We start from the raw sequence: 15,311 nt of genomic DNA, 5'->3' as shown, positions 1-15,311 counted from the left end.
CCGCCCAGTCGGAGCCTGTCGGGTACGTCCCCCAATATAGGGGCAATTGCGCCCCGAATGGGGGACGTGGTACCCGTGGAGTTCGAATCCCGTATGTTTTCAGGCTTGTGCGTCGCCGATCGCGTCCGGTCCGCCCGCCAGAAGTGCCGCGAATTCTGCCGCGTCGAGGATCCGCAGCCCCAGCTCCTCGGCCTTGGTGAGCTTCGATCCGGCCCCCGGCCCGGCGGCGACGTAGTCGGTCTTCTTGCTCACACTGGATGCCGCCTTGCCCCCGCCTTCAGGATCGCCTCGAGCGCGCCCTCCCGGCTGAACCCCTCGATCGCACCCGTGACGACGACGGTCAGCCCGGCGAGCGGTCCGCCGGCGGCCGCGGCATGCCCCGGCCCCGGATGCCCCGGCACCGAGAACGGCACTCCCGCCGCGGCCCAGCGCTCCACGATCTCGCGGTGCCAGTCGACCTCGAACCACTCGAGCAGCGCGTCGGCGATGATCGGCCCGACCCCTCGACGGCGGCGAGCTCGTCCCGGCTCGCGGCGCGGATTGCATCGAGCGATCCGAAGTAGGAGGCGAGCGCCCGCGCGGCGACCGGCCCGACGTGCCGGATGCTGAGCGCGACCAGGAAGCGCCACAGCTCCTTCTGCTTCGCCTTCTCGAGCTCGTCGATGAGCTTCACGGCGACCTCGCTCGGCCCGTACTCCGCGGGCTGCCCCTTGCGCGCCGGACGCACGATCTTACGGAACGGCGCGCGACGATCGGGCGCCCCGTCGGCGCCGATGCGCACCAGGCCGGTCTCGACATCCCGCACCACGACCTCGATCGGCATGAGCTCGTCGAGCGTGAGGTCGAACAGGCCCGCCTCGGTCACGAGCGGCGGCGTCGCGGGCACCTCGGGCGAGGTGAGGGCGGCAGCGCCGACCTCGCCGAGGCCCTCGATGTCGAGCGCGCCGCGCGATCCGATGTGCTCCACGCGCCCCCGCACCTGCGCCGCGCAGGCGCGCGCGTTCGGGCAGCGCAGGTCGATGTCGCCCTCCTTGGCGGGCGCGAGCCGGGTGCCGCACACGGGGCAGAACTCGGGCATCACGAACTCGCGCTCGCTGCCGTCGCGCAGCTCGACGACCGGGCCCAGCACCTCGGGGATCACGTCGCCCGCCTTGCGCAGCACCACCGTGTCGCCGATGAGCACGCCCTTGGCCTTGACCTGGTCCTGGTTGTGCAGGGTCGCCTGGCGCACGGTCGAACCCGCGACGCGCGCCGGCTCCATGACGGCGAAGGGCGTCGCGCGGCCCGTGCGGCCGATCGAGACGACGATGTCGAGCAGCTTCGTGTTGACCTGCTCCGGCGGGTACTTGTACGCGATCGCCCAGCGCGGCGCCCGGCTCGTGGCCCCGAGCTCGGAGTGCAGGGCGAGCTCGTCGACCTTGATCACGATGCCGTCGATCTCGTGCTCCGGCCCGCCCTGCGCGGGCGAGCGGTGCGCGCCGTAGTACTCGATGAACGCCGCCGCGTCCTCGGCGGTCGGCACCACCTTGTAGTACGGGCTCGTCGGCAGACCCCACGACTTCAGCAGCTCGTACACCCCCGACTGCGACGCGGCCGGCGGATCCGCCCACGCGCCGATGCCGTGCACGAGCAGCTGCAGCCGCGCGATGCGGTCGCGCATCCGGGCCAGCGCCTCCGGGCTCTTGCCCTCCTCCTTCTGGCGCAGCGATCCGGATGCCGCATTCCGCGGGTTCGCGAACACGCGGTCGCCCGCCGCCACCTGGCGCTCGTTGAGCTCCTCGAACGCCTTCACGGGGAAGTACACCTCGCCGCGCACCTCGACCAGCGGCGGCGGCGTGCCGCCGGCGGGCACCGCGAGCCGCTGCGGGATCGCGCGGATGAGGCGCACGTTGTTCGTCACGTCCTCGCCGGTGATGCCGTCGCCGCGCGTCGCCGCGCTCACGAGCACGCCGTTCTCGTAGCGCAGGTTCATGGCGAGGCCGTCGATCTTGAGCTCGCACAGGTAATCGACGCGACGACCCGCGTCACGCTCCACCTTCGCCCCCAGGCGAGGAACTCGTCGCGGCTGAAGACGTTGTCGAGGCTCAGCATCGGCTCGGCGTGCCGCACGGGCGTGAAGAGCGTGTTGCGGGCGGCGCCGACGGTCTGGGTCGGCGAATCCTGGCTCTGCAGCTCGGGGAAGAACCGCTCGAGCTGCTCCAGCCGGTGCATCCAGCCGTCGTATTCGGCGTCGTCGACGATCAGGGTGTCGCGCCCGTAGTAGGCGTCGCGCGCCTCGAGGATGCGCGTGGTCAGCTCGTCGGCCTGGATCTTCGCGGCGGCGAGATCGGGCGGCGTCGACTCGGGCACCTGCTCCGGTTCGGGGGCTGCTGCGCGTCCGCGGGCCATGCGCTCAGTCTAAGAAGCACCTCTGACGCCCTCGGGGGCGAAGGCGGCGCGCCATCTGGCGAGCAGCTCCTCCTCCGAGTCGAGGTGATCCGGCCGGATGATGCGGTCGTCCGCCACGAAGTAGAACGCCGCGTCGATCCGGTCGATCGGGATGCCGGCCCACCGCGCGTAGGCGAGCCGGTACAGCGCCAGCTGCAGCTGCTTGCGCTCGAGGTCGTCGGCATCCCGGGGCGCCTTGCCGGTCTTCCAGTCGACGATCTCGAACCGCTCCGGCTCCCCCGCCGGCACGTCCTGCCGGTACACGGCGTCGATCTTGCAGATGACGATCCGGTCGTCGAACGGCAGGTGGATCTCGCGCTCCACCTCGACGGGACGCCGGCTCGCCCACGGCGACGCCTCGAACGTCGACTGCAACCGCGCGAGCTCCTCCGCGGCCGGCGGCACGCCGATGCTCTGCCCACCCGCACCGGCGGCATCGTCGCCGAGGTCGTCGAGCTCGTCCGCGCTCGCGTCCAGCTCGTCCGCCCCCGCCCCGATCCCGTAGCGCTCCTCGACCCAGGCGTGGAACAGCGTGCCCAGCCGGGTCGCGCGGTAGGGCCGCTCCGGCATCGGCCGCAGCGTCACCGCGGCCACGTCGCCCGGCTCCGACACGAAGTCCTTGAACCGGGAGGCCGCCACCCGCACCGGCAGCGTCACCCGCCCGTGCCCCGCGGCCCGCGCCGCCCGCTCCGCCAGCAGCAGCTGCAGCTCACCGGCCCAGCGCCCCGCGATCCGCGGTGCGGCCGCGCGCACGGCGGCGGCCGCGGCCTCGACTGCGGCGCGACGCCCGCCGAGCGGGTCGCGAGGCCAGGTGAACATCTCGAGGTCCTCGCCGAGCGGGTTGCTCTCGCTCTCGGGCACCTCGGGGGCGCCGGCACGACCCCGGCGTCCGCGATGTCGGCGACGAACACGCTCGCCGCGCGCGGCTTCTGCGGTGTCGACCAGAACGAGCCCGACAGCATGAGCTCGTGCCGGGCGCGCGTGACCGCGACGTAGGCAAGGCGGCGCTCCTCGTCGTCGAACCGGGCGCCGACCGCGGCGCGGAACTCCTTGCGCGCCGCCGCCACCTCCTTGCGCGTCGTCGCCGAACGCCACGCGAACTCGGGCAGGTCGTCGCGGTCGCCCCGGAACGGCCACGGCAGCTGCCCGAACGCGAGCCAGCCGTTGACGCCGTCGACGGGCTTCATCGGCAGCTCGTCGGCCACCAGCCGGGGCACCGCGACGATGTCCCACTCCAGGCCCTTCGCGCCGTGGATCGTGAGCACCTGCACCGTGCCGGGCTCCGGATCCTCGGGGCGGGGCGCCAGGTCTTCGCGCTCCTCGGCCGCGCGCAGCCAGGCCAGGAATCCGCGCAGGCTCGCGCCGTCGCCGACGCCGGCATCCAGCGCGAGGTAGCCGTCGACCGCGTCGAGCAGCGCCTCCATCGCGGCGCCGCCGAGCGTCCGGCGGTCGTTGGCGACCACCTCGATGTCGAGCCGCAGCTCCTGCTCGACGAGGGTCACGAGGTCGGGCAGCGGCAGGCCGATGCGCGCGCGGAGCCGGCGCACGACCTCGCCCGCGTCGCGCATCCGGGCCAGGCCCGCCTCGGTGAACCGGGCGAGCGCACCGTGCCCCTCCCTGGCCGTCGCGATGAAGTCGAGCGCGTCGACGATCGACCCCGATTCGCCCTCGGTGAGACTCGCGCGGAGCTTCGCGCGCAGCTCCGGGTCGTACTCGTGCTGGGTGTGATCGCGGTCGCGCAGCCACGAGGCGAGCCGGTTGAGCGCGTGCAGGTCCTGGACGCCGATGCGCCAGCGCGATCCGGCCAGCACCCGGATGAGCTCGAGCCCGGCGCCGGCGTCGTCGAGCACGGCGAGCATCGCGACGACGTCCGCGACCTCGGGCTCGGCCATGAGCCCGCCGATGCCGAGCACGTGGTACTTCACGCCGCGCGCGCGCAGCGCCGAGAGGAACACCGACTGCGTCGCCCGCGCCCGGAACAGCAGCGCCGCCGACGGAGACTCCGCGACGGGCCGGTCGGCCGTGCCGACCCGCTCGGCGAACCAGTCGGCGACGCGTGCGGCCTCCTGCTCGATGTCCTGCTCGAACGCCAGCCGCACCGGCCGCGCGCTCGCCACGGGCGAGGGCGTCAACCGTTCGACGGGCACGCGCGAGCGGGCGGTGAGCGGGGCGACGAGCGCGTTGGCGGCGTCCAGGATGCGGTGGCCGTTGCGCCAGCTCGTCGACAGGGCGAAGGGGCGGCCCGTCGCGCCGAACTGGGCCGCGAACTGCTCGAGGTTCGAGGCGGACGCACCGCGCCATCCGTAGATCGACTGGTTCGGGTCGCCGACCGCCATGACCGGATGCCCCGCGAACAGCTCCGCGAGCAGCCAGGTCTGCACGACCGAGGTGTCCTGGTACTCGTCGAGCAGCACGACCTTCGCGCTGGCCCGCAGCTCCTCGCGCACCCGCGGCTGCTTGCGCACGATGCGCAGGGCGAGCGCGACCTGGTCGGAGTACTCGACCGCGCTGCGGGCGAACTTCGCCTGCTCGTACTCGGCGACGAGGTCGACCAGCACGTCGAGAGCGCCGACCTGCCGCGCGAACGCGATGTCGCCCTCCCGGGCATACCGGTCACCGAGGGGCAGGTCTTCGAGGGCGGCGATCCGACGGGCGAGCTCGCGCACCTCCTCGGGCTCGGCGAGGTTCTCGGCCATGGCGCGGCTGAGGTTCAGCACGGCGTTGGTGACCGGGTCGAGGTTCTTGTCGAGGTCGGGCAGCCGCGGGTCGGCCGAGCGCGTCACGACCTGGCGCACCAGCTGCCAGGCCCCGGCCTCCCCCAGCACCGGGCCGTCGCCGTCGCGGCCGACGAGCACGGCGTTGTCGCGGAAGATGCCGTTCGCGAACGAGTTGTAGGTCGCCACCACGGGCGCCTCGAACGAGTCGTGCTCGCCGGGCACGAGTCCCGCCGCCGCGAGCTGGTCGATGCGGGTGCGGATGCGCACCGCGAGCTCGCCGGCCGCCTTGCGCGTGAAGGTCAGCCCGAGCACCTCGCTCGGGCGCACGTGGCCGTTGGCGAGCAGCCAGAGCACCCGGTTCGCCATCGTCTCGGTCTTGCCGCTGCCGGCGCCCGCCACGACGAGGGCGGGCTCCAGGGGGCCTGGATGACGGCCTCCTGCTGCGCGGTCGGCGGCGGCAGCTGCAGGGCCGCCGCGATGTCGGCAGCGCTCACGGCATCCGAGCGCACGGCATCCCCGCTCACGACGCCCCCTCGTCGCTCGACACCGCGGGCACCCGGTGCAGCCGCAGCCGCGGGATCGTCGGCAACCCGCCGTACTGCTCCAGCTCGAGCCGACCCTCGTACGCGGCGGCCGCGATCAGCACCGCGGCGCGCCGGATCCGCTCACGCACCCCCTCGAGCCCCTCGTCATCGAGCACGGCCTGAACGCCCTCGCGGTAGCGCCGGTCGCCCTTGCCCTCCCGCACGTAGAGCAGCTTCGCGCCGCCCGCGCGGTGCGACGCGACGTCGGCGAGGTGCTCGCCGAAGTGCCCCTCGGCGTACGCCAGCTGGTACGCGCCCAGCTGCGGCAGCGCGTCGATCGCGGACTGCGAGGTGATCGGCCGGCCGGTCTTGAGGTCGACGATGACGACCGAGCCGTCCGGCCCCACCTCGACCCGGTCGATCGAGCCGTGCACCTCGACGCGCGGCCGCGGCGCCGTCTCACCCTCCGCCGGCGGCAGGTCGTCGAGGTCGTCGGCCGAGTACTGCAGCAGGAAGCGCCCCTCGGCCGCGACGAGCGACTTGCCGTCCTGAGCGAAGTCGCCGAGGTAGTCGGCGAGCGCCTGCGTGAACCCGCGCGCCAGCCGCTGCTGCCGCTCGGCGAACCACGGCGACTCGAACACGAGCTCCGCCCAGCGCGCCTCGACCGCCTGCCAGAGCGCCTCGAAGCTGGGTTCGGGGGTGGTCTCCATCGCCCAGTGGATGATCGTGCCCACGTTCGCGACGACGCCCGAGTCGCCGCCCGCCATCTGCTCGAGGAACCAGTCCAGCGGCGACTCCTCGAGCCGCTCGATGCGCGAGGGCGACACCCGGATCGGCTCACCGTCGTAGAGCGGACCGGTCGAGGAGATCGGCTCGAGCCCGTGCCAGTCGGCGGGATCCGCGCCCGGCAGGCCGAGCCGGCCGAGCTCGGCGAGCGATGCCGCCGCCGCCTCCACCTCAGCACGCGGTGCCCGCGTCTCGGTGAGCGTGCGCCGCAGCCGCCCGGTCACCCCGCGGAGGGTGAGCGGCACCGCGCCGGCCGCCTCGACGAGCGGCGTCGACTCGGGCAGCAGGGAGAAGAACACGCTGCGCGCCTCGTCGTCGTTGACGACCGCCGCGAACACCACGCGCTCCCGGGCGCGCGAGACCGCGAGGGCCAGCATCCGGAGCTCGTCGTCGAGCACGAGCTTGCGCTCGTCGAGCGTCTGGACGGCAGAGCCGCCGGTCGCCAGACGCACCAGGTGCTGCGGGCCGAGCAGCGAGCCGCGCGGGCGCAGGTTCGGCCACGCGCCGTCTTGCAGCCCGGCCACCACGACCGTGCGGAACTCGAGCCCCACGACCCCCGACGGCGTCGTCACGAGCACCGCGTCGTCGATCCGGCGCGGGGCCAGAACGTCCTCGGGCACGTCGGGGCGCAGCGTCTCCTCGATGAACGAGGTCGCGATCCCGCGCGCGTCGACGCCCTCCTGGGTTCGTCGTTCGACGTAGTCCTTCGCGGCGGCGAAGAGGGCGACGACCGCGTCCAGGTCGCGGTTGGCCTCCGCCGCCGGGATGCCGCTCCCGAGCGCGAGCTGTCGCCACGGCTGGGCGAGGCGCGAGCGCTCCCACGCGAGCCAGAGCAGCTCCTCGATCGTGGCGTCGGCCGTGCGCAGCTGCGCGAGGGTCTCGGCCAGCCGCGCCGCCGCGCGCGCGGGCGCGCTGTCGATCGTCGCGAAGCCGCCCGGCGCCTGCAGCGCCTCGACGAGCAGCTCACCGCTCGGCCGGATGCCGCCCGCCGCGAGCTCCTCGGCCCGCAGACTCAGCCGCAGCCGGCGCAGCGCGATGATGTCGAGCCCGCCGAACGGGCCGCTCAGCACCTCGACCGCGAGCTCGGGCGTGAGGTCGACGGCGCCGATGCCGACCTCGACGAGGGTCAGCAGGGCGCGCGCCGCCTTCTCGTCGCGCAGGGCCACGCCGCCGCTCGAGGTGCGCGTGGGCACCTCGGCGAGGGCGAGCGCGCGCGAGAGCGCGGGCGCCTGCGCGCCGCTGCGCACGACCACGGCCAGCTCCGACCACGGGACGCCGCGCATCAGATGCTCCTCGCGCAGCTGTCGTGCGACGGCCGCCCACGCCCGTGCGGGCGACGGCGCCTCGATGCGCAGCAGCGGCTCCGCCGGCTCGGACGCCCCGGCGCTCGCCCGGCGCTGCGGCCCGGCGGCGGCCGCCCCGATCCGCTGGGTCGTCGCGACCGTGAGCGCCCGCAGGGCGGCGCCCTGCCGGTGCGCCGTGGAGAGCACGAGCTGCCGCGCGGGCACGCCGAGCTCGGCGCTCAGCCGGCCGAGGGCATCCGGTTCGCCGCCGCGGAACGCGTTCGCCGCCACGTCGGGATCGCCGAACGCGACGACCGCGACGCCGCGCGATGCGATCGCCCGCAGCATCGCGAGCGCGCCCTCGGTCGCCTCCTGCAGGTCGTCGACCACCACGAGACGCAGCCGCGACACCCGGGCCGTGCCGTCGGCCGAGGACCGGTCGGCGTCGATGGCTGTCACGGCGTATCTCGTGAGCTCCGCCGCGTCGTACTGCGCGGGGCGCGCGGAGCTCACGATCCGCAAGTAGCCCTCGATGAAATCGGCCGCCGCGACCCACTCGGGCCGGCCGGTCGCGCGACCCAGCTCCCGCAGCCGCGCGGGCGGGAAGTCGTACTCGGTGGCGCGCGCCATGAGCTCGCGCAGCTCGCTGCGGAAGCCGCGCAGCCGCCGCACCGACGCGTCGAGCGGGTCCGGCCAGTCCGGTCCCGTGCCGTCGGCCTCCTGGCCGGCGAGGATGTCGGCGATGTCGGCGTCCTGCTCGGCACCGGTCAGCAGCCGCGGCGGCGCCGAGCCCGCGACCCGGGCGGCCGAGCGGGCCAGCTCGAACGCGAGCGAGCTGAACGTGCGCGCCAGCGGACCGTCGGTGGGGCGTCCGATCCGGAGGGCGAGCAGGTCGCGCAGCCGGGTCGCCGCCGCGCGGGAGGTGGTCAGCGCGAGCACCTCGTCGGTTCCGTAGCCGCCGCGAAGCACCCGGTCGGCGAGCAGCTCGACGAGCACCGTCGTCTTGCCCGTGCCGGGCGCCCCGATGACCGCCGCCGGCTCGCCCTCGGCGAGCGCGAGCACCGCGCGCTGCGACGGGTCGAGCGCCACGGCCGCGCGCGCAGCGGCGTCCGGGCGCACGAAACCGACGGAGCTCACGCGGCCACGCTATCCACCCGGTCGGACATGCCCATGTCTGCCCTGAGAGAACCGCCCGACGGTGCCGGCACGGCATCGCCTAGCCTCTGTCACGTGGACATTCGCATCGGTATCGTCAACAGCCCGCGCGAGCTGAGCTTCGAGTCGTCGCAGACCGCGGCCCAGATCGAGAAGACGGTGGCCGACGCGCTCGGCTCCGACGCGAAGTTCATCAAGCTCGCCGACGACAAGGGCAAGGTCTACATCGTCCCGGTCGCCTCGTTCGCCTACCTCGAGGTCGGCAGCGAGGAGTCGCGCCGGATCGGCTTCGTCGCCTGACCCGCGGCCGATAGTCTTCACGGCGTGGAGCTGCTGTTCGTCCTCGTGATCGCGGCCGCCATCGGCGGGATCGTGCGGTACGCGCTGCCCGGCCGGCACAGCTACGGCATGCTGCTGCTGCCCGCCGTGGATGTCGTGGCCACCGCGATCCTGTGGGTCGCGTTCACCTGGATCGGCTGGAAGTTCGACGGCGGCTGGATCTGGGTCGTCGCGATCGGCGGCGGCGCCCTCATCACGATCGCGGTCGAGCTGCTGGTCTGGCGCGGCCGGCACCGCGGCGACCGTCACCTGCTGCACGAGCTCAGCGGCGGTCGCGTCTAGCCTCCGCGCCCGCGTGCAGCCACCAGGTGGTCCCCTCGCCGATGCGCGCGAACCCGCGCCGGGCGTAGAGCTCGAACCCCATCGGGGTCGCGTTCAGGACCATCGCCTGGGCGCCCCACCAGCGCGCCGGCCGCTGCGCCGCGGCGAGCAGGGCCGTGCCGATCCCGCGCCGCCGCCACGCCGCATCCACCTCGACGTCGAACAGCCCGGACAGCCTGCCGTGCACGAACGACCACGCGCGACCGACCTCACGAGCGTCGGCCCGGGCCGTCGCGAGGAAGGCGATGCCCGGCATCCGGGTGTGAACCTCGACCTCGACGCCCGGGATGACCTCCGGCGACGCGAGCTCGGGGAGAGCGGCCGTCATCCACCACGGCCGCCACCCGCGCTCGAACCCCGCCTCGGCCAGCGCGGTCGCGTCGACGCCGGGCGAGAGCCACGCGCCGACCGGCCGGTGCTCGAGCTGGGCGATGCCGCGGGTGAGCGCATCGGCGGGGATCGCGGCGGGGAACATGAGGTGGGCGCCGTCGGGGCCGTCCGACCAGTGCAGCGGACCGTCGTCCCAGACCCGACCGGATGCCGCCCACGCCCGGGCGTCGAACCACGCCGACTGCACCCGCTCGCAGTCGCGCACGGTGACCCTCACGCGACCCGGCCCGTCACGCCGTCAGGCCGAGCGCATCCATCCGCCGGGTGTGCGCCCCGATGAGCTCCGTGAACACCGGCTCGATCCGGTCCAGCTGCGGGCCGTCGGCGCCGGGCGCGGCGACGAGGGCCGACCGCGCGACGAGCATGGTGTCGCCGATGAGCCGCCGCCCCCACATCGCGAGCCGCGACGCCATGCGCGGGTTCTGTTCGATGAGCGATCGCAGCTCGCCCTCGAGCACCTGCTCCGCACGGTCGACGTCGAGCAGCAGGGCGACCCGGTCGGCCAGGCCGGGCGGCAGTCCGCCCGCGACCCCGACGAAGAAGTCGGTGAGGAATCCGGTGGTCAGGTAGCAGGTGACCAGGATCTCGGCCCAGTCGTTCCCTTCGATGCGGCGCTGGTACTCGTCCAGCGGCTGCCGGAACGGATCCATCGCCGCGACCGGGTCGGCTCCGCTGGAGAGCAGCTCGGTCACGAGCCCCTCGTGCGCCTCCAGCACCTGCGCCGCGGCGCGACTCAGCGTCGTCTTCGCGGCCGTCGTCGGTGCGAGGGCGACCGCGCGGCCCAGGTTCTCGAACAGCACGAGCAGGAGATAGCCGGCCTGGCCGAGGAAGGGCTCGGCCGCGGGGGTGAGCTCGGCGAGCTCGACCCGAACGGCGGCAAGGCCCTCCGAACGGGGCGTGATCGTGGGAGCTGCCGTCCGGGAGCGCCGACGGCGGCGGCGGAACAGCCTCAGCACCGCGCCAGCCTAGCGGCGCCGCCCCGCGCGGCGGCGGCGGGCCGCCCCGGCTCGGTAGACTGGCCTCCTCTCATATTCCAGACAGGCATTCCTTGACTTTCAGCGATCTCAACATCGACCAGGACATGGTCGACGCGCTCGCGGCGAAGGGCATCATCGAGCCCTTCCCGATCCAGAGCCAGACCATCCCCCTCGGCCTCTCCGGCCAGGACATCATCGGCCAGGCCAAGACCGGCACCGGTAAGACCTTCGGCTTCGGCCTCCCGATCATCCAGCGCCTCGGCCCCGACCCGGAGCCCGGCGTCAAGGTGCTCGTCGTCGTGCCCACGCGCGAGCTGTGCGTGCAGGTCGCCGAGGACCTCGAGCTGGCCACCTCCAACCGCCCCACCAAGGTCACCGCCATCTACGGCGGCAAGGCCTACGAGGGGCAGATCGAGGAGCTCAAGGCGGGCGCGCAGATCGTCGTCGGCACCCCGGGCGCCTGCTCGACCTCGCCAGCCAGCGGCTGCTCTCGCTCGCGAACGTCAGCGAGATGGTGCTCGACGAGGCCGACAAGATGCTCGACCTGGGCTTCCTGCCGGATGTCGAGAAGCTCTTCGCGCAGACGCCCGCGACCCGGCACACCATGCTGTTCTCGGCCACGATGCCCGGCCCGGTCGTCGCCCTCGCCCGCCGCTTCATGAACCGGCCGATCCACATCCGGGCGACCGACCCCGACGAGGGCCAGGTGCAGGCGAACATCAAGCACCTCGTCTACCGGGCGCACTCGCTCGACAAGGACGAGGTGATCGCCCGCATCCTGCAGGCGGAGGGGCGCGGCAAGACGGTCGTCTTCACGCGCACGAAGCGCGCGGCGGCCAAGCTCGTCGAGGAGCTCAACGACCGCGGCTTCAACGCCGGCTCGGTGCACGGCGACATGAGCCAGGAGGCGCGCGAGCGCTCGATGGCGCGCTTCAAGGCCGGCAAGCTCGACGTGCTCATCGCGACCGACGTCGCGGCCCGCGGCATCGATGTCGACGACGTGACGCACGTCATCAACCACACGATCCCCGAGGACGAGAAGACCTACCTGCACCGCGCGGGCCGCACCGGCCGTGCCGGGAAGACCGGCATCGCGGTGACCTTCGTCGACTGGGACGACATGCACAAGTGGGCCCTCATCAACCGCGCGCTCGAGATGGGCATCCCGGAGCCGGCGGAGACCTACTCGTCGTCGCCGCACCTCTACAGCGACCTCGACATCCCGGAGGGGTCGAAGGGGCGCCTCAAGACGACCCCGGCGGCCCCGCACACCGATCGCCCGCCGCGCGCGGAGGCGTCCGGCGAGGGCGGCAGCCGCCCGCCGCGTCGCCGCAGCCGCGGTCACGGCGGATCGGGCGCACCCGCGACCGACCGGCCCCGTCAGGCGGCGTCCGAGTCGGCACGCGCGGAGGGCGGCGGCACCCACGACGGCGAGACGCCGGCGCGGCGCCGGCGCACCCGTCGCCGTCGCGGCGGCTCCGCCGGCGGCGCCGCGACGCCCCCGCTCCCACCGCCTGATCGCGGGTCAGTCCTCGCCCGCGTCGGCGAGGAGGCGCCCCAGGTCCTTCACCAGCTCGCGCAGCCGATCCGGCCTCTCCACGATGACCGGACGGCCGAGCGTCGCGAGCACGCCGGGGATCCACTCGAGCGCCTCGGCGCGCAGCCGCACCCGGAAGCTCTCGTCGTCGACCCGCTCCAGCACGGCGACGCCCTCCGCGAACCGCCCCCGGATCGCCTCCTCCGGCGCGGTGATCCGCAGCACGACCTCGTGCGCCCACGGTGTGGCGGCGAGGCTCTCCTGCACGGTGCGGACGGCGTCGACGTCCGCCGGCGGCTCGAACGTGCCGGGCAGCACCCGCGGCAGGCCGATGCGATCCAGCCGGAAGGTGCGGACCTCGCCGCTCAGCGAGTCCGCCGCGGCCAGGTACCAGCGACCGGCCCGCGCCACCACTCCGTAGGGCAGCACGGTGCGACTGCTGCGGCGGCCCGTGCGATCGGCGTAGCGCAGGGCGACCGGATGCCGCTCCCGGGCCGCCTCGGCGAGCATCACGAGCGTGCGGGCGGGCACGTCGCCGGCATCGGCCGCGTCACCATCCGCGGAGTCGCCCGGCACGAACGAGACCGCGCCGAGCAGCGCGTCGATGCGCCGTGCCAGCTCCCGCGGCATCGCGCGGCGCAGCTTCGCCAGGGCGGTCGCGACGGCGGGCTGCGCCGGCTCGTCCCGCGACCGCGACGCGAGGGCCAGCACCGTCGCGACGGCCTCGTCCTCGGTGAGCATGAGGGGCGGCATCCGGTATCCGGGCGCGAGGCGATAGCCGCCGAGCCGGCCGCGCACCGCCTCCACCGGCACGTCGAGCTCGCGCAGGTGATCGACGTAGCGGCGCACGGTGCGCTCGTCCACCCCGAGCAGCTGTGCGAGCCCGGGCACGGGGTGGATGCCGCCCGCCTGCAAGGCCTCGAGCATCGCCAGCACGCGCGCGGTGGGTCGGATCACGGGGCCGCCTCATCGATACCGGACCGTTTCTGTCCGGTATCGACCCTAGCGTGGGCGTCGTCCGTCCACCGCAGGAGACCCTCATGCCGTTCGCGTCCATCCGCATCATCACCGAGGACGTCGCCCGCCTCGCCGACTTCTACGAGCTCGTCACCGGCGCGACCGCCGTGCGCGCGGGCGAGGTGTTCGCGCAGCTGTCCGGCCCCGGCGCGACCCTCGCGATCGGCAGCAGCCGCACGGTCGCCGCGGTGCCCGGAGCCGCGGAGGCCGGCGCGAACCGCAGCGTCATCGTCGAGTTCCGGGTCGACGACGTCGATGCGGAGTTCGAGCGGTTGCGCGACGCCGCGCCCGCGGTGGTGCTGCCGCCCACGGACATGCCGTGGGGCAACCGGTCGGCCCTGCTGCGCGACCCGGACGGCAACCTCGTGAACCTCTTCGCCCCGATCCCCGGGGCGGCGCCCGCGGCGGGATGAGCGCCGCTCCTAGGCTGACCGCATGACGACCGCCGACTCCGGACGCCTCGACCAGCCGCTCTACGGAGCCGGGTTCGTGCAGTCCGTCCAGCGCTTCTACCGCAACTACGCCACCTTCTCGGGGCGGGCGAGCCGCAGCGAGTACTGGTGGACCGTGCTGTTCTTCGCGATCGTCTACGCGGTGCTCTACGTGCTGACGCTCGTGCTGGGGCTCAGCCTCGGGAGCGCGGACCAGACGGCCGCGGTCGTCATCATCAGCGTCTTCGGCGGGATCGCCGGCGTCGTCTTCCTGGGGTCGATCGTGCCCACCATCGCGATCCAGTGGCGCCGGCTGCACGACGCGAACCTCAGCGGCGGCTTCTGGTTCCTGCACCTCATCCCCTGGGTCGGGGCGCTCATCGTGCTGATCCTCACGATCCTGCCGAGCAACCCGTACGGGGTGCGGTTCGACGCGGGAGCGGGCGGGTACGCCCCGTACCCGCCGAGCGCTCCCCTCACGCCGCCGACGAGCGAGGACCGGCGCATCTAGCCGAGGAACGGCGCCGAACCGGTCCCCGCGGCGAGGATCCGCGCGTACGCGGCGGGATCGGTGGTGTTCTCCCCGAGCCGGTTCGGCTTGCCGGCGCCGTGGTAGTCGCTCGACCCCGTCGTGAGCAGGCCGTAGCGCTTCGCGATGCGGGTCAGGCGGGCGCGCGACGCGGGGGATTGTCGCGGTGCGCGATCTCGAGGCCGGCCAGGCCGGCATCCACCAGCTCCCGCATGCGCGGGCCGTTCAGCACCCGCTCCGGCCCGCGGGCGCCCGGGTGCGCGATCACCGGCACCCCGCCTGCCGCGACGATGAGCCGCACACCCTCGAGCGGCGGGGGTGCGTCGTGCGGGCGGTAGTAGCCGCCCTGCCAGTGCAGGATGCTCTGGAACGCGGCCGAGCGGTTCGGCACGTAGCCGAGCTCGACGAGCGCGTCGGCGATGTGCGGGCGGCCGACCGTGGCATCCGGGGTCGTGTGCTCGAGCACGCGGTCCCAGGTGAGGGTCGGGTAGTCGACGGCGATGCGCTGCACCATCGACTGCGCGCGGCTGAGCCGCTCCGCCCGGATGCGCTCGGTCTCGGCGACGAGGCCGGGATCGTCGGGGTCGACGAGGTAGCCGAGCACGTGCACGCTCGCGTAGTCGAGCTGGGTGCTGAGCTCGAGGCCGGGCACGACCGTGAGACCGGCGCCGCGGGCGGCGTCGAACGCGTGCTGCCATCCGGTGGTCGCGTCGTGGTCGGTGATCCCGACGACCTCGAGGCCGGCGTCGACGGCGGCGGCGACCAGCTCGGCGGGGGTCTCGGTGCCGTCGCTCACGCTCGTGTGGGCGTGCAGATCGATACCGCCGGGCATCCGTTCATCGTAGAGTCAGGCGTCGCGCGGCCGCCGGGCGTGATCG

General features: G+C 74.0%; 10 protein-coding genes and 3 pseudogenes. 5 read left to right on the top strand and 8 right to left on the bottom strand.

Translation table 11 applies throughout. From position 1 onward, the window contains the following. Positions 1-99 precede the first annotated feature (99 nt). The 4 genes and pseudogenes from ligA to QQK35_RS15290 form a co-directional block, all read right to left on the bottom strand. A pseudogene (ligA, locus tag QQK35_RS15305) lies at positions 100-2,388 on the bottom strand (NAD-dependent DNA ligase LigA). A 9-nt stretch (positions 2,389-2,397) separates the two neighbouring features. After that, positions 2,398-3,180, bottom strand: a complete 783-nt coding sequence (locus QQK35_RS15300) for a PD-(D/E)XK nuclease family protein (RefSeq protein WP_284254930.1) — start codon at positions 3,178-3,180, stop codon at positions 2,398-2,400. Beyond that, positions 3,081-5,543, bottom strand: a complete 2,463-nt coding sequence (locus QQK35_RS15295) for an ATP-dependent helicase (protein WP_284254929.1) — start codon at positions 5,541-5,543, stop codon at positions 3,081-3,083. Before QQK35_RS15295 ends, QQK35_RS15300 begins: the two co-directional genes overlap by 100 nt. Before the next feature lie 121 nt (positions 5,544-5,664). Next, the gene (locus tag QQK35_RS15290) at positions 5,665-8,874 is read right to left on the bottom strand and encodes an ATP-dependent helicase (protein WP_284254928.1); all 3,210 of its coding nucleotides are present in this window, start codon (positions 8,872-8,874) and stop codon (positions 5,665-5,667) included. Positions 8,875-8,967: 93 nt separating this feature from the next. Between QQK35_RS15290 and QQK35_RS15285 the strand changes: the two genes are divergently transcribed. Together QQK35_RS15285 and QQK35_RS15280 are read left to right on the top strand one after the other, a co-directional pair. Next, entirely contained in the window at positions 8,968-9,192 is a 225-nt protein-coding gene (locus tag QQK35_RS15285) for a DUF3107 domain-containing protein (RefSeq protein WP_284254927.1), read from the top strand. A gap of 24 nt (positions 9,193-9,216) precedes the next feature. After that, positions 9,217-9,513: a hypothetical protein gene (locus QQK35_RS15280; protein WP_284254926.1), complete on the top strand. Its 297-nt coding sequence runs from the start codon at positions 9,217-9,219 to the stop codon at positions 9,511-9,513. Here QQK35_RS15280 and QQK35_RS15275 read toward each other — a convergent pair. Continuing rightward, the gene (locus QQK35_RS15275; RefSeq protein ID WP_284254925.1) at positions 9,494-10,159 is read right to left on the bottom strand and encodes a GNAT family N-acetyltransferase; all 666 of its coding nucleotides are present in this window, start codon (positions 10,157-10,159) and stop codon (positions 9,494-9,496) included. The two genes, QQK35_RS15280 and QQK35_RS15275, sit on opposite strands and share 20 nt — an antisense overlap. A gap of 13 nt (positions 10,160-10,172) precedes the next feature. Continuing rightward, complete coding sequence (locus tag QQK35_RS15270) at positions 10,173-10,898, bottom strand: ferritin-like fold-containing protein (protein WP_284254923.1); 726 nt, start codon at positions 10,896-10,898, stop codon at positions 10,173-10,175. A 125-nt stretch (positions 10,899-11,023) separates the two neighbouring features. Between QQK35_RS15270 and QQK35_RS20585 the strand changes: the two are divergent. Beyond that, positions 11,024-11,940: pseudogene (locus tag QQK35_RS20585) on the top strand (DEAD/DEAH box helicase); the annotation flags it as partial. 504 nt (positions 11,941-12,444) lie between these two features. On the opposite strand, the gene QQK35_RS15260 reads toward QQK35_RS20585, so the two are convergent. Next, positions 12,445-13,413 carry a helix-turn-helix transcriptional regulator gene (locus tag QQK35_RS15260; protein ID WP_284254922.1) on the bottom strand — a complete coding sequence of 323 codons (969 nt, stop codon included), beginning with the start codon at positions 13,411-13,413 and terminating at the stop codon, positions 12,445-12,447. An 83-nt stretch (positions 13,414-13,496) separates the two neighbouring features. On the opposite strand from QQK35_RS15260, the gene QQK35_RS15255 reads away from it, so the two are divergent. Together QQK35_RS15255 and QQK35_RS15250 are read left to right on the top strand one after the other, a co-directional pair. Further along, positions 13,497-13,886, top strand: a complete 390-nt coding sequence (locus tag QQK35_RS15255) for a VOC family protein (RefSeq protein WP_284254921.1) — start codon at positions 13,497-13,499, stop codon at positions 13,884-13,886. A 22-nt stretch (positions 13,887-13,908) separates the two neighbouring features. Then, complete coding sequence (locus QQK35_RS15250; RefSeq protein WP_284254920.1) at positions 13,909-14,415, top strand: DUF805 domain-containing protein; 507 nt, start codon at positions 13,909-13,911, stop codon at positions 14,413-14,415. Here QQK35_RS15250 and QQK35_RS15245 read toward each other — a convergent pair. Beyond that, positions 14,412-15,265 (bottom strand): annotated as a pseudogene (locus QQK35_RS15245) (PHP domain-containing protein). The gene QQK35_RS15250 and the pseudogene QQK35_RS15245 overlap by 4 nt on opposite strands. Between the last annotated feature and the right edge of the window lie 46 nt (positions 15,266-15,311).

The sequence above is a fragment of the Pseudolysinimonas kribbensis genome (assembly GCF_030161895.1).
GTDB classification, from domain to species: domain Bacteria; phylum Actinomycetota; class Actinomycetes; order Actinomycetales; family Microbacteriaceae; genus Pseudolysinimonas; species Pseudolysinimonas kribbensis.
Note: the sequence above shows the minus strand (reverse complement) of the source record. Positions and strands in the feature narration are given on the sequence as shown.